The sequence below is a fragment of the Rickettsia endosymbiont of Thecocarcelia acutangulata genome (genome assembly GCF_964263195.1).
GTDB lineage: Bacteria > Pseudomonadota > Alphaproteobacteria > Rickettsiales > Rickettsiaceae > Rickettsia > Rickettsia felis.
This window is the reverse complement of the sequence record NZ_OZ181652.1, coordinates 1,014,551-1,029,832: the sequence shown is the minus strand read 5'-3', so window position 1 is coordinate 1,029,832 and position 15,282 is coordinate 1,014,551. Positions and strand designations below refer to the sequence as shown.

The following is a 15,282-nucleotide window of genomic DNA, read 5'->3' as shown; positions in this document are numbered from 1 at the left end:
AGAGCTCCGGTTCTCACGTATTAAGTATACGCTGCGATCCTCGCCTTGAGAACTTCTAGCTCTTTTTGAAGTTGATCTTCGTATAGTATTGTAGTTTAAAGATATATATAAAATTTTATGAGTAAGAAGCTTTATATTAAGACCTACGGCTGTCAGATGAATGTTTATGACTCCGTTAAGATGCAAGATTTGCTTTATCCTTTTTGGTTATGAACCTACGGAAAATATAGAAGATGCTGATGTTATTATCCTAAATACCTGTCATATCAGAGAAAAAGCAGCCGAGAAAACTTATTCTGAACTTGGTCGTATTAAGAAACTACAAGATACTAGAAAAAAACAAGGTTTAAATTTTGCAATAATAGTTGTAGCCGGTTGTGTTGCTCAGGCGGAAGGAGAAGAGATTTTCTCAAGAACTCCTTATGTCGATATTGTTGTCGGTCCGCAATCTTATTATAACCTACCGGAATTAATCTCAAAAGTCGTTAGACACGAAAAACATTTAATCGATCTTGATTTTGTTGAAGAAGCGAAATTTGATAATTTACCGGAACAATTATATCCGCAAGGTGCTAGTAGCTTTCTTTATATCGGTGCAAGAAGGATGCGATAAATTTTGTACTTTCTGTGTGGTGCCTTATACGAGAGGAGCTGAATTTTCAAGGAACGTAGAGCAGGTCTATAGAGAAGCGTTAAAAGTAGTTAGCAGCGGTGCTAAAGAAATTACACTACTTGGGCAAAATGTTAATGCTTATCACGGTAAAGGACCTGATGATAAGATATTTACTCTAGCCGATTTACTGGGACATCTAGCACAAATCCCAAATTTAGAGAGATTGCGTTATATGACGTCGCACCCGATAGATATGACTGATGATCTAATAAAACTACACGGTACTGAGCCTAAATTAATGCCGTTTTTACATCTACCGGTGCAGTCAGGTTCAAATTAAATATTAAAAGCAATGAACCGCAAACATGATCTGGATTATTATTTTGATATAATTAATCGCTTAAGAGAAGCAAGGCCCGATATAGTGTTGTCCTCTGATTTCATTGTCGGTTTTCCCGATGAAACGGATGAAGATTTTGAGGATACTTTAGATTTGGTCCGCAGAGTAAAATACGGTCAGTGCTATTCGTTTAAATATAGCCCTCGTCCCGGTACGCCGGGAGCAACTAGAACGGATCAAGTTCCGGAACACATAAAATCAGAGAGATTAACTATATTGCAAAAAGAACTGATGGCTCAGCAACTAGCTCTTAATGAAACTTGTGTCGGTAGTACTATGAAAGTTCTATTTGATCGTAGTGGTAAATTCTATGATCAAATAATAGGTAAAACTCCATACATGCAGTCCGTATATATCCAAAACCCTAATAAATCTTTACTTGGTAAAATCATTGATGTAAAAATTACTAAAGCCGCAATGAATAGCTTAAGTGGCGAGATAGTTTAATTATGTAATTTACGTATTACAAAAATAAATGTTGTAAATAAAAGCCTATGTATGTTATTATTTACAACATGATAAAAAGACATATAACATCGTTTGTAAAGCAATCTTTAAAAGATTTTTCTGCAGTTCTTGTTATTGGAGCGAGACAAGTTGGTAAGTCTACAGTAGTAAAACAATTATATGACGAAGGAATTTTTAAATCATATATTACTTTAGACGATATTTCGCAATTAGAAGCAGTAACTAATGATCCTCATGGATTTATAAAAAATGCAAGTTATCCTCTTGCTATTGATGAGATTCAAAGAGTCCCGGATCTTTTAAAAGCTATAAAAAAGTCAATTGATGAAGATAAGAGACCGGGGCGTTTCCTTTTAACCGGATCGGCTAATATTTTTTCTTATCCGGGAGTATCTGAAAGTTTAGCAGGACGTGTTGACATAATACATCTTGAAGGGTTAAGTTTAGGAGAAATTTTAAATCAAAATAACCCTTCTTCTTTTATATTAGATATTTTTTCAGGAGCAACTATTCCTGAATTAAAAGACAAATGGACTAAAGAGTTAGAATATAAACCAAAAATAAATAACCAATCTTTAAATGAATATATTTTCTATGGCGGATTTCCGGAAGTTGTATTAAAAAAGCAAGAAAGATTTCGTGAACGTTGGTTTTCTTCTTATCAATCAGCCTATATTGAGCGAGATGTACGAAATATAAATAAGTTTTTAGATGTTGTTTCCTTTGCTAAACTTTTTCGCTTGATTGGTTTACAAAGCGGTAATTTATTAAATCAAAAAAATTTAAGTATTGAAATAGGGCTAGATCAAAGAACAATATCAAGATATTTAGAGATTTTAGAAACAACTTTTCAAGTAAATCAATTAACTCCTTGGTTTAGTAACACACGTAAAAGATTAATAAAAACCTCTAAAATTTATATGAATGATTCAGGTTATGCGTCGTATTTAAACGGCATAACAAGTCCTAACTTATTGTTAAATAGCCCTTACTATGGAACAATATTTGAAACATGGTTATGGGCAGAACTTAGGAAAATATTAACCTTAACTACGGGTATAGAGCAAGCATTTTATCGTACGCATTTAGGAAAAGAAGTTGATTTTCTTTTATATAAAGGTGATGTATTTTGTGGCATAGAGTGTAAAGCCACAGAAACTATTCAGAGCCGGCATTTTACGGGTCTTAAAGATTTATCGGAAGCATTAGCCCCACGAATTATGCGTGGCATTATACTTTATAACGGCGATGAAATAATCAGTTTTTCTGATAAATTTCTTGCACTGCCTATAAAGTGTATAATTTAAATGCTCTTTATGTCATTCCCGCATGGCGTTGTTGCGTGGATCAATTTCATCTCTGTCATCCCGTGGCTTGACCACGTGATCCAGTTAAAATACTAATAATTATTAGTATTTTTTATTGTTTTTATGGACCCCGTGGTCAAGCCACGGGGTGACGCAGTAGGTTTTACCGGTCCACGCAACAACGTCTTCCCGCTTACGCAGGAATGACATCGGTATCCATGCGGGCAATACCTATATTCTATTATAATGTAAAAAAATATTATCTATTAAATGTATAAATCTCTATTTTTTTGTTTAAAAATTTTTACCGTACTTATTTTATTAGGTTGCGGGATTACTGCTTATATAATATATCACTATTCACGTGATTTGCCTGATTACTCACAGCTTGCACGTTATTATCCTCCGTCGGTAACACGTATCTATTCTCATGACGGTAAATTAATGGAGGAATACGCTTTTGAACGTCGTGTATTTGTACCGATTAATAGCATACCTAGTTCATTAATAGAAAGTTTTATTGCAGCCGAGGATAAGAATTTTTATAACCATCCTGGTGTCGATTTACTTGGAATAGTTAGAGCGGCATTTTTAAATATATCTAATTATTTACATCATAGGCGTATGGAAGGAGCGTCTACAATTACTCAGCAAGTGGTTAAAAATTTTCTGCTAACTAACGAAGTTTCTCTTGAACGTAAGATTAAGGAAGCGATTCTTTCTTATATGATTTCAAGAGTATTTACTAAGGATCAAATCTTAGAATTATATCTTAATCAAACATTTTTTGGTCGTGGTGCTTACGGTGTTGCGGCAGCTGCACAAAATTATTTTAATAAATCCGTAGAGGAACTTACTATTGCAGAATCAGCTTTTATTGCGGCACTGCCTAAAGCCCCTTCTGAACTTAATCCAGAGAGAAACTACGCTAGAGTAAAAGCTCGTCGTGATTATGTAATAGCACGTATGTTTGAAGATGGTTACATAACAAAAGATGCTGCGAAAGAAGCTATGGATAGCCCGATAGTTTTACGTAAACGAGCTAAAGAAGAAACTGTTACGGCAGATTATTATGCTGCACAGGTTAGAGAAGAAGTAATTAGGATGTTAAATAGTAAGGAAGAATTTTATACCGGAGGTCTTACTATTATCACTTCTTTAGATGCAAAGATGCAGCAATTAGCCGAAAATTCTCTAAGAAAAGGTCTGAGAGAGTTTGATAGAAGGCGTGGTTTTAGAAAGCCTATAGCTAATATTCCTCTTGATAATTGGCAAGAGGAGCTAAAAAAACTACCGACTCCTCCATCGCTTTTAGAGTATAAATTAGCTGTAGTTCTGGATGTGACTGATAATCATGCAGAGATTGGACTTATAGACGGCAGTAAATCTAAGATGCCTATTGCTGAAATGAAATGGGCAAGAAGTAATCTTAAATCAGTTAAGACCTTGCTTAAAAAAGGTGATGTGATAGTGGTTGAACCTATAAAAGACGGCTATGCTCTTCGGCAGATTCCGGAAGTAAACGGGGCTATTATGGTTATGAACCCAAATACCGGACAGGTACTTGCAAGCGTCGGCGGTTATGATTTTTCCACAAGTAAATTTGATAGAGTAACTCAAGCACTTCATCAACCGGGTTCTTTGAGTAAAACCTTTGTTTATTTAGCAGCTCTTGAAAACGGTATTAAGCCGAATCAGATTTTTAACGATGGACCTATTGAGATTTCGCAAGGTCCGGGGATGCCTAGCTGGCGTCCTAAAAATTATGAGGGTAAGTTTTTAGGTGAAATTACTATGCGTACCGGTCTTGAAAAATCTCGTAATCTTATAACTGTAAGAGTTGCAACTGCCGTAGGACTTACAAAAATCGTTGATATAATTAAGCGATTCGGTATTAATAATGAACTGAAAAAAGTTTACTCTATGGTACTTGGTTCAATTGAAACCACACTTAGCAGAATGACTAATGCCTATGCAATTATTGCTAACGGCGGTAAAAAAGTTGAACCTCATTTTGTAGAATTAATTAAAGACCGTAACGGTAAAATTATTTATAGGCGAGATAATAGAGAATGTCTTTCTTGTAATGTTTCGGATAGCAATTTAGATATCGCAATATTAGAAATACCGAAAGAAGATATTTATAGAGTTACGGATGAAGCTAGCGATTATCAAATTACTTCGTTTTTAACCGGAGCAATAGATAGAGGTACTGGCTATGCTGCGAAGAAGTTAGGGAAAATTATCGGTGGAAAAACCGGTACTAGTAACGATAGTAAAGATACATGGTTTGTAGGTTTTACACCCAAAATAGTAGTAGGTAGTTATGTCGGTTACGATACACCGAAAGAGCTTGGAAAAAGAGCAACAGGTTCAAACGTAGTATTGCCGATTTTTATTGATTTTATGAGTAATGCTTATAAGGATGAGCCATCGCTGCCTTTCAAAGTTCCGGATTCAATTAAGCTAATCGCCGTAGATAGAGCAACCGGTAAAATTACACCAAGCGGCACTGTTATAGAAGCGTTTAAAGTCAATAATGTTCAGATGCTTGAGAATGAAGATATGATCGATAATAATGATATTTTTGATTATGTGCTGAGTAAAGAAGATCAATCTCAAGAGATTTATTAAGTATACTGTCATACTGTGGCTTGACCACGGTATCCAGAAATACAGTTTAGAGTCTATGTTGTTTTACTATTTTTAAACTGGATACCGTGGTCAAGCCACGGTATGACACCGAGCGTGTTTTCCGATCCACGCAACAATGCCTAGCGGGAATGACATCGGTATTATGCAACAAAACCACCTATTTTAACCTATGAAAAAAATTATTTTATATCTAACTGAATTAATATCACTTACTATACCTTTTATAACTAAAGCTAATTGTTTTCTAGTTAAAGAAAATGATAAATTTATTAAACAAGAAGGTAATTGCGAGTCTCGTTATGCTCCATGTTCAACATTTAAAATTGTCTTAAGCTTGATGGGTTATGATGATGGGTTTTTAATTGATGAAACTCATCCGGAGTTACCTTTTAAAGAAGGATATGACGATTATCTTGAAGTTTGGAAGCAGCCGCGCATACGCCTAAAGACTGGATGAAAAACAGCTGTCTTTGGTATTCACGTCTTATTACTAAAGAATTAGGTTATGAAAAATTCCGTGATTATGTAACAAAATTTGATTATGGTAATCGTGATATTTCAGGAGATAAAGGAAAGAATAACGGTTTAACTAATTCATGGCTTTCTAGTTCTTTAGAAATTTCTTCTGAAGAACAATTAGCTTTTCTTCAAAAACTTGTTGCAAATCAATTACCCGTAAGCCTTAAAGCTCAAGAAATGACAAAAAATATTATGTTTATTGAAGATTTTGCAGATGGGTGGAAGCTCTACGGCAAAACAGGTAGTGGAAATCGCCTTAATGAAGATAGAACTGTAAAGCTCAAAGAACGTCAAATAGGTTGGTTTATAGGTTGGTTACAAAAAAATGGCAGAAAAATTTTCTTTGTACATTTTATTGAAGATAAAAAACACCATGACTCTTATGCAAGTCTACGTTCTAAAGAAGCAGCAAAAGAAAAGCTAAAAGAATTGATAAATGTTGACTAAAAATCAAAACTCTAAGTTTATCTATACAGGAGTACCTTCGTCATCATAGGAGACTCCGGTCATATCTACCGTAGTATGATCATTATGCTCTGTGCTGTTGTTAAGAGCGTTATGCTCTTCAGTATAGTTAACAGCAAGTTTATTTTCAGCAGCTCTTTCAGCTTCAATTTCATCAATATATTGTTTTAATTTAGCTTTTTTTGCGTTTTTACTTCTAACGCAATACCAAGTTACTCCTGCACCTATTGCAACAACTATGGAGGCAGCTACAGCTGTACCAATGCCTATATATGTAGCTAAGGAATTATCGTTATCACTCTAATCAAACATATTTTCTTGAGGGTTATAAGTTGAATTGAAGGCAGTATTAGTAAGGTTTGCTACGGTGTTATTAATTAAATTTATTCCCGTTTCAGTCCAACTTTCAGTGTTATCGGAAAAGATTGATTCAGAAATTTCAGCAGTAGAATTTGTTATTGTATTATTAACTGCATTAGTCGCCATTTCAGATAAATATTCTGTTACGGACTCTGTCCATCCCTCGGTTGTATTAATATCAATTGCTTGAGTAGTGCTAGATATCGGGTTAGCTATTAAATCCTTTATTTCTGAGAGAATCGCCTGTAGAGCATTTTCTTTCTCTACTTCAAATATTTCGCACCCTTTAATATCTCCTATAATAGGGTTATTATACCCTGCGATATTAAGTATACCCTCAATAGTAAGATTTCCTTGAAGATTTTCTTGACATATTTTAAGCAAGCGTTCCTCATATATATAAGTCTTATCACCTTGTTTTTGCAATATATAATCCCGTATGGTCTTTATTATCATTAATCGCTGTAATAATAGCTTTATTTGCAGTTAATACTTCCTTTATTTTGAATATTCCTTCAAATACAAAATTGCTTGTTTTAGTATTTAATAATTCAATTCCTTTATTACACATAGTTGTTAATATATTCTCTTTAGGGTAAGTCTGTTCAATTAAACTAAGGGTAGTAGTAGTTAGATAGTAACTGGCCACATTATGCCCTATTTTAAGTATGTGGTATCCTTGACCTATTGTATTAGTAATTCTTGCTGCGGTAGTTAAAGAAAAGTGTAATATGTGATTCATGCCGTTCTATCCTTAAGTTTTAAATTAAGGTGCATAATAGGTAAAACTAATATGATTAGTCAAGAAATTACTAATAAAAATTAATATTTAATATATAATCATTGCAATTTTATTCTTAATTGATAATTTTATTGTTTGAGTGATGTAAAAGTGTTACAATAATAATACTAATCAATAAAAATAATTCTATATGTCTAAAAGTCCAATAGTTAATGTTACTTTTGACCCGGTAATTTCCACTTTGCTTAGTAATTTAGCAGTTCAAGAAAATAAATCTTTATCGAGTTTAGTCAGAGAATTAACACTTGAAGCTCTTGAAATGAGAGAAGATTTATTTCTGTCAAAAGTTGCTAAAAAGCTTGATAAAGAGAATGCTAAAACTTACTCTCACGAAGAAGCGTGGAAATGAATTATAAAATACGTTATCTAGAAGAAGTAACAAATAAGCATATCCCAATGCTTTCCTCCAATGCAAAAACTCTTATCAAACGTGCAATTGAAGAACGATTAATGTTTGATCCCATAGCTTTTGGCAAACCGTTACGCTATAGTTTGAAAGGTCATAGAAGACTCCGAGTAAGTGATTATCGTATTATATACCGTATTGAACAAGAAACATCTACGGTAATTATTATTGCAATCAAACACAGAAAAGAAATATATCAGGAATTTATATAAGCCCTGTTATCTCTTGAAGTGTCTAAAGAAATGTTATAAAGTCAAAAAGTTCATAAAAATTTGAGGATATTATGCAAGTAGTAAAAGTTTTAGAACAAATTTTAGCAGATAGTTATGCTTTATATTTTAAAACACAGAATTATCACTGGAATGTAGAAGGAGCAGAGTTTAGAAGTCTACATTTATTATTTGAAGGACAATATGAAGATTTAGCTGAAAGCTTAGATGAACTTGCTGAAAGAGTGAGAAGTTTAGGTGCTAAAGTCCCCGCATTATCAAATTTAATAAAGCTTGCATCTATAGATGAGGCAAATCCAAACGTAACGGCAAACGAAATGCTTAAAAGTCTAACAAAAGATCAAGATATTATTAGAGATACCTTATATAAGGGACTCAAAGTAGCACAAGCAGAGGGCGATGAGGGGACAACCGATATGATTATTGGACGGATTAAGGTGCATGAAAAAAACAGATGGATGCTGAAGAGTAGTATACTCGTTTAATTTAAAAAATTGGCGTTACTAAATGCTATATAAATGTCATTCCTAATTAAAAGAGGCCTTGTTGCATGACTCCTATGTCATTCCCGCATAGGCGGGAATCCAGGCTAAAAAATCTTTAAAACAAAGATTTTTTATTATATCATTTTATTCTTTGAATGAAGTTTTTAAAAAACTTTAAAGTACTAGATTCCCGCTTTCGCGGGAATGACATAATAGGTTCATATAGGGATGGCAATAAACCTAATAAACAAAACTAACAAAATAAAAATAAAATGGAACAATACGATGTAGCCGTTATAGGCGGTGGTCCGGGTGGATATGTTGCAGCAATTAGAGCAGCACAATTAAAGAAAAAAGTTGTATTAATAGAAAAAGAACATTTAGGAGGAGTGTGCCTTAATTGGGGATGTATACCGACTAAATCTTTGCTAAAATCTGCTGAGGTTTTTAAATATATAAAACATGCTAAAGATTATGGAATTGATGCTAAAGGTGCTGAAATCAATATTAAGAAAATAGTCGAACGCTCAAGAGAGATTTCAAATAAGCTTGCAAGCGGTGTTAAGTTACTATTGAAAAAAAACAAAGTTACCGTAATAGACGGAGTAGCAAGCCTTGCAGGAAATAAGATAATAAATATAAATGATAACCTTAAGGTAAAAGCAGATAATATTATTATAGCTACTGGAGCAAGATCTAGGGTTTTAAAAGGCTTTGAGCCTGACGGCAAGCAAATATGGACTTCAAAAGAAGCTATGATACCGCAGTATGTGCCGAAATCTATGATTATTGTCGGCTCAGGTGCAATAGGTATAGAATTCGCTTCATTTTATAATAGTATTGGTGTAGATGTTACCGTAATTGAGGCACATAATAGAATATTACCTGCTGAAGATACGGAAATTGCCGGAATCGCTCATAAGAGCTTTGAGAAGAAAGGCATAAAAATTATTACAAATGCTAAGTTAATTAAGCAAACAAAATCAAAAGATAAGATAGAAGTTGAGCTAGAGTTATCCGGTAAAACACAAAAATTACAAGCTGAAATCTTACTTATGGCAGTAGGTATTACGGTAAATACAGAAAATTTAGGACTTGAAAAGACCAAAATTAAAGTAGAAAACGGCTATATAGTTAATAACGGACTAATGCAAACTGCAGAATCGGGAATTTATGCTATAGGGGATGTAGCAGGAGTACCTTGTTTAGCTCATAAAGCAAGCCATGAAGGGATTATTGCAGCGGAAAGTATAGCTGGCTTAAAGCCCCATGCTATTAACAAACATAACATTCCAGGCTGCACTTATTCCTCACCGCAAATAGCAAGCGTTGGACTTACGGAAGAAGCAGCGAAAGCTTTAGGTTACGAGCTTAAAATAGGCAGGTTTCCTTTTATGGCTAACGGTAAGGCTTTAGTAAGCGGTGATAGCGACGGCTTAATTAAAACTATATTTGATGCTAAAACCGGTGAGTTGCTCGGAGCTCATATGATAGGTTCGGAAGTAACAGAATTAATACAAGGATATGTGGTTTCAAAAAATTTAGAAGGAACGGAGTTGGATTTAATTAATACTATCTTCCCGCATCCGACTTTATCGGAAATGATGCACGAGTCGGTGTTAGCTGCATTTGATAGGGCAATACATGTATGAACAAAGATAATTTAATCGAGAATTATGCAGTGGCGTTATTTAATAACGCTATGGTTGATAATATACAAGATAAAATCTTTGAAGAAATTACCGCTATAAATCGTATAATTACCGATAATTTTGATATTAGAGAGTTTCTATTTTCTCCTATAGTAAATAAGGATGATAAAATTAATGTGGTTAATTCGTTAGTAAAAAATACTAAATTTAACAAAATAGTGAATAATTTTTTATTGTTATTGGTAAAAAATTCTCGTACTGCTATTTTATCTAATATAGTAGATGCTTATAATACTTTACTATATGAAAGTAAAAACATAAAAATAGTTCAGGTTATTTCTGCAAATAAGTTACAACCTAAAGAGCAAGAGTGGATTAAATCTCGTATAGAAAAAGAATTAAATCAAAAAACAGAAATATTATTTGATATTGATAGTACTATTATTGGCGGTATTGTAATTAAATATGATAGTATGTTGCAAGATTACTCAATAAAAGGTAGTTTAGAGAAAATAACGAAAGCTTTAAAGAAAGTTAGGATTGCTGCATAGATATTTATATCGTCATTGCGAGGAAATTACGAAGTAATTGTACGTACGCAATCTCAGGATATTTTATGAGATTGCCAAGCAGCCTATGGCTGCTCGCAATGACGTGAACAACTAGGAGACATAAAACCCATGAAACTAAAGCCTATTGAAGTAGCTGAAATATTACAAAAGGAAATAGCTAATATTAATTGCTTAAGTGAGCTTGAGGAAGTAGGGCAGGTAATTTCGGTCGGTGACGGTATAGCTAAAATTTACGGTCTTGCTAATGTAAAATCCGGTGAAGTAGTAGAGTTTAAATCCGGTGTTAAGGGTCTTGTTTTAAATTTGGAGAATGATAGCGTCGGTGCTGTAATTATGGGCGATGATAACCAAGTACAGCAAGGCGATAATGTCAAAAGAACTAAAGAAGTTTTAGAAGTACCGATAGGAAAAGCTTTGCTTGGTCGTGTTGTTGATGCTCTTGGTAACCCTATTGACGGCAAAGGCGATATTGCAAGTAAAGAGTACAGACATATCGAGATGAAAGCTCCGGGAATAATAGAAAGAACGAGCGTAAGTGAACCTGTACAAACCGGAATAAAGGCTATAGATTCGTTAATTCCGATAGGTAGAGGGCAAAGAGAGTTAATAATCGGTGATAGACAAACCGGAAAAACGGCTATAGCGGTTGATACTATTATTAATCAAAAACAAGCTCATTCACTTACTAATGAAAGCGATAAAATTTATTGTATTTATGTAGCTATTGGGCAGAAAAGATCAAGTGTTGCACAGATAGTAAAAAAACTAGAAGATGCCGGAGCAATGGACTATACAATCGTTGTTTCGGCTACTGCTTCGGAAGCTGCAGCTCTTCAATTCATTGCCCCTTATTCTGCCTGTAGTATGGGCGAATATTTTCGTGATAACGGCATGCACGCACTTATTATTTATGATGATTTAAGTAAGCATGCCGTCGCATACAGACAAATCTCATTACTTCTTAGAAGACCTCCCGGGCGAGAAGCCTATCCCGGGGACGTGTTCTACCTGCATTCAAGATTGCTTGAGCGAGCTGCTAAAATGTCAGAGGAAAAAGGCAATGGTTCACTTACTGCTCTTCCTATAATCGAGACGCAGGCAGGTGATGTATCTGCTTATATCCCAACAAATGTTATTTCAATTACCGACGGTCAAATTTTCTTAGAAAGTGAGTTATTTTATAAAGGCATAAGACCTGCCGTTAATGTCGGTATTTCAGTAAGCCGTGTTGGTTCTGCAGCACAAATAAAGGCTATGAAGCAGGTATCAGGTTCGGTAAAGCTAGAACTTGCTCAATTTAGAGAGCTGGAGTCTTTCTCGCAATTTGGATCAGATCTAGACCCTGCCACTAAAGCACAAATCGATCACGGTAAAAGATTAGTTGAGATATTAAAACAAGCACAATATCATCCCTTTCCGGTAGAAGAGCAAATAGTAAGTATTTATGTCGGAACTAAGAAATATTTAAATGATGTGCCGCTTCAGAAAGTAAAAGAATTTGAGGATAAAATGCTTACGGAGATAAGGTTAAATAAAAAAGATATTTTGGAATCAATAAAAAACGAGCAACGTATAACCGAAGAAACCGAGCAGAAACTGAAAGCATTTTTAGAAAATTTCGTAAAAGCCTACTGTGTCATGCCGTGACTTGATCACGGCATCCAGTAAAATAAGTTAAAAATACTGGACCCTGTGGTCAAGCCACGGGGTGACAATGGAAAAACCAAAAAACTATATGTCAAATTTAAAGCAATTAAGAACTAGAATTAAAAGCGTTAAATCTACACAAAAGATTACTAAAGCAATGCAACTAGTATCAGCTTCTAAAATGACAAAAATAAAAAGTCAAATAGCCAATTCAAATTTTTATATTGAGGCTATTAGTAAAATGATGTCCGATATATTATCAATTGATATGTATGAGCTATCTATAGAAGAGCAGAAATTTTTTAATACTATACCGAATAAAGCAAATTTATTGATAGTTATGACATCACAGCGTGGTTTATGCGGAACGTTTAATTACAGTATAATTAAGCAAGTTAAGAATGATATTAAAGAGTTAGAAAATAAAGGCGAACAAATAAAGCTTATCATTATAGGTAAAAAAGGTTACGAAGCACTAAAAAGACAATATGCAAATTATATTGATAGCTATTTTGAGTTACCCAAAATTCATGATGAAAATCTGATGTTGCAAGTAAAACAGGAAATTATGTCGCTAGTTACAAATTTAGAAGTTAGTAATTGTGTTATATATTTTAATAAATTTAAAAACGCAATGACTCAAATTATGACTAGACAACAGGTTTTACCGGTAGAAAAATATCATGATGATTCTGCAGATAATTCTATAGTCAATTCAGTTGGATTTGGATACAAGGAGCAAGGAGCGAAGCCTATAAATAATAGGAGAGCGACGAGTGACGCAGTAGGCGAGTCCAAATCAATTGACTATAATTATGAGTATGAGGGAGAGAATCTAATTTCTAACTTAATTAATTTATATGTGAATTCCCAAATAAATTATGCTTTACTACAAAGTAGAGCAAGTGAAGAGGGAGCTAGAATGACCGCTATGGAAAATGCAACAAATAATGCTAATGATTTAATAAGTAAATTAGTTTTAAAGTTGAATAGATCAAGACAGGCTATTATTACTACAGAGTTGATAGAGATTATAGCCGGCTCTGAAGCGGTGTGACTCGATGAACTTCAAAAATTGGCTACGTCGTCTTATAAGTTCTGCGGTGCTCACGTATTAAGTATACGCTCCGCTCCTCGACTTATAGACTCCTTGCTCTTTTTGAAGTTGATCTTCGTCAACATAAATACTTAATGATGATTTTAGGTATTATAACAAAAGAAAAAATTATGACAAAAAATATCGGTAAAATTACTCAGATTATTTCAGCGGTGGTGGATGTAAAATTTACGAATAACGGTGAGTTACCGGAAATTTTAAATGCTCTAGAGTGCTATAACTATAAACAAAGGATAGTGCTGGAAGTAGCACAACATATAGGCGATGATACGGTGCGTTGTATTGCTATGGATTCTACCGAAGGATTAGTGCGGGGTGTAGAAGTAATAGATACAGGCAGTCCTATTCGGATTCCCGTAGGTACTGAGACGCTTGGGCGTATTATGAATGTTGTAGGTGAGCCGATTGACGGTAAAGGAGACATTAAAAGCTCAAATATTTCTTCTATATATAAGTCTGCACCTGATTTTACCAACCAGTCAACCGAGCGTAATATATTAGTAACCGGTATTAAAGTTGTTGATTTACTTGCTCCTTATACTAAGGGCGGTAAGATAGGATTATTCGGTGGTGCAGGTGTAGGTAAAACCGTGTTAATTATGGAGCTTATTAATAACGTAGCTAAGGCCCATGGAGGTTATACCGTATTTGCAGGAGTCGGTGAGAGAACTAGAGAGGGTAATGATCTTTACCATGAAATGATTGACTCCGGTGTGGTTGACCTTGAGAAACCGGAAAATTCAAAAGTAGCTCTTGTTTATGGACAAATGAACGAGCCGCCGGGAGCAAGGGCAAGAGTTGCATTAAGCGGTCTGACCATTGCGGAAAGTTTTAGAGATATGAATGAGGGGCAAGATGTTTTATTCTTTGTAGATAATATTTTCCGTTTTACTCAAGCAGGTTCTGAAGTATCGGCACTACTTGGTAGAATTCCGTCAGCGGTAGGGTATCAGCCTACTCTTGCTACTGATATGGGAGAGCTACAGGAGCGTATCACCTCTACTAAGAATGGCTCAATAACTTCCGTGCAGGCTATATATGTACCGGCAGATGATTTAACCGATCCTGCTCCTGCTACTTCTTTTGTGCATCTAGATGCTACAACAGTACTTAGCCGTCAGATAGCCGAGCTTGGGATTTATCCGGCAGTTGACCCGTTAGATAGCAATTCACAAGTGCTTGATCCGATGATTGTCGGCGAAGAGCATTATAGTGTAGCAAGACAAGTGCAGCAGATTTTACAAACTTATAAATCGTTGCAGGATATCATCGCTATTTTAGGTATGGATGAGCTATCCGAAGAAGATAAACTAACCGTGTCGCGTGCTAGAAAAATACAGCGTTTCTTATCACAGCCTTTCCATGTCGCTGAAGTATTCACCGGAGCTGAAGGCAAATTTGTTAATTTAGCCGATACTATAGCAGGCTTTAAAGGGCTTGTAGAGGGTAAATACGATGATTTACCGGAAGCTGCTTTTTATATGGTCGGAACTATGGACGAGGCTATAGAGAAAGCGAAAGCTCTGAAGTAGCATCTATGTCATTCCTGCGAAAGCAGGAATCCATAAAAAATTTTTAATTACT

The 15,282-nt window shown here is 34.7% G+C and carries 12 protein-coding genes and 2 pseudogenes; 12 read left to right on the top strand and 2 right to left on the bottom strand.

Annotation, left to right across the window (positions count from 1 at the left end):
- Nucleotides 1-117: 117 nt before the first annotated feature.
- The 4 genes and pseudogenes from miaB to blaOXA all read left to right on the top strand — a co-directional run bounded on the left by miaB (nt 118) and on the right by blaOXA (nt 6,409).
- Nucleotides 118-1,460 (top strand): annotated as a pseudogene (miaB, locus tag ACE38Q_RS05580) (tRNA (N6-isopentenyl adenosine(37)-C2)-methylthiotransferase MiaB).
- A gap of 68 nt (nt 1,461-1,528) precedes the next feature.
- Nucleotides 1,529-2,788, top strand: coding sequence for an ATP-binding protein (locus ACE38Q_RS05575; protein WP_500190402.1), 1,260 nt, complete (start codon nt 1,529-1,531; stop codon nt 2,786-2,788).
- A 270-nt stretch (nt 2,789-3,058) separates the two neighbouring features.
- Nucleotides 3,059-5,422 (top strand): penicillin-binding protein 1A, encoded by a 2,364-nt coding sequence (locus ACE38Q_RS05570; protein WP_500190401.1) that lies wholly within the window; start codon nt 3,059-3,061, stop codon nt 5,420-5,422.
- Nucleotides 5,423-5,612: 190 nt separating this feature from the next.
- Nucleotides 5,613-6,409: pseudogene (gene blaOXA / locus ACE38Q_RS05565) on the top strand (class D beta-lactamase).
- A gap of 318 nt (nt 6,410-6,727) precedes the next feature.
- Here blaOXA and ACE38Q_RS05560 read toward each other — a convergent pair.
- Together ACE38Q_RS05560 and ACE38Q_RS05555 are read right to left on the bottom strand one after the other, a co-directional pair.
- Nucleotides 6,728-7,171, bottom strand: a complete 444-nt coding sequence (locus ACE38Q_RS05560; RefSeq protein WP_500190400.1) for a hypothetical protein — start codon at nt 7,169-7,171, stop codon at nt 6,728-6,730.
- Nucleotides 7,172-7,196: 25 nt separating this feature from the next.
- Nucleotides 7,197-7,529, bottom strand: a complete 333-nt coding sequence (locus ACE38Q_RS05555) for a hypothetical protein (RefSeq protein ID WP_500190399.1) — start codon at nt 7,527-7,529, stop codon at nt 7,197-7,199.
- Nucleotides 7,530-7,719: 190 nt separating this feature from the next.
- On the opposite strand from ACE38Q_RS05555, the gene ACE38Q_RS05550 reads away from it, so the two are divergent.
- From ACE38Q_RS05550 to atpD, 8 genes are all read left to right on the top strand, one after another.
- Entirely contained in the window at nt 7,720-7,938 is a 219-nt protein-coding gene (locus ACE38Q_RS05550; RefSeq protein WP_500190398.1) for a DUF6290 family protein, read from the top strand.
- On the top strand, nt 7,935-8,207 hold the full coding sequence (locus ACE38Q_RS05545; RefSeq protein ID WP_500190397.1) for a type II toxin-antitoxin system RelE family toxin: 273 nt from the start codon (nt 7,935-7,937) through the stop codon (nt 8,205-8,207). The genes ACE38Q_RS05550 and ACE38Q_RS05545 overlap by 4 nt, the downstream gene beginning before the upstream one ends.
- Nucleotides 8,208-8,278: 71 nt before the next feature.
- Nucleotides 8,279-8,710 carry a Dps family protein gene (locus ACE38Q_RS05540; protein WP_500190396.1) on the top strand — a complete coding sequence of 144 codons (432 nt, stop codon included), beginning with the start codon at nt 8,279-8,281 and terminating at the stop codon, nt 8,708-8,710.
- Between the two features lie 272 nt (nt 8,711-8,982).
- Complete coding sequence (lpdA, locus tag ACE38Q_RS05535; RefSeq protein ID WP_500190395.1) at nt 8,983-10,362, top strand: dihydrolipoyl dehydrogenase; 1,380 nt, start codon at nt 8,983-8,985, stop codon at nt 10,360-10,362.
- Nucleotides 10,359-10,913, top strand: coding sequence for an ATP synthase F1 subunit delta (atpH, locus tag ACE38Q_RS05530; protein ID WP_500190394.1), 555 nt, complete (start codon nt 10,359-10,361; stop codon nt 10,911-10,913). The genes lpdA and atpH overlap by 4 nt, the downstream gene beginning before the upstream one ends.
- A 129-nt stretch (nt 10,914-11,042) precedes the next feature.
- On the top strand, nt 11,043-12,581 hold the full coding sequence (gene atpA, locus ACE38Q_RS05525) for a F0F1 ATP synthase subunit alpha (RefSeq protein WP_500190393.1): 1,539 nt from the start codon (nt 11,043-11,045) through the stop codon (nt 12,579-12,581).
- A gap of 88 nt (nt 12,582-12,669) precedes the next feature.
- Complete coding sequence (gene atpG / locus ACE38Q_RS05520) at nt 12,670-13,638, top strand: ATP synthase F1 subunit gamma (RefSeq protein WP_500191333.1); 969 nt, start codon at nt 12,670-12,672, stop codon at nt 13,636-13,638.
- A 170-nt stretch (nt 13,639-13,808) separates the two neighbouring features.
- Nucleotides 13,809-15,230, top strand: a complete 1,422-nt coding sequence (atpD, locus tag ACE38Q_RS05515) for a F0F1 ATP synthase subunit beta (protein WP_500191329.1) — start codon at nt 13,809-13,811, stop codon at nt 15,228-15,230.
- The last annotated feature ends 52 nt before the right edge of the window (nt 15,231-15,282 follow it).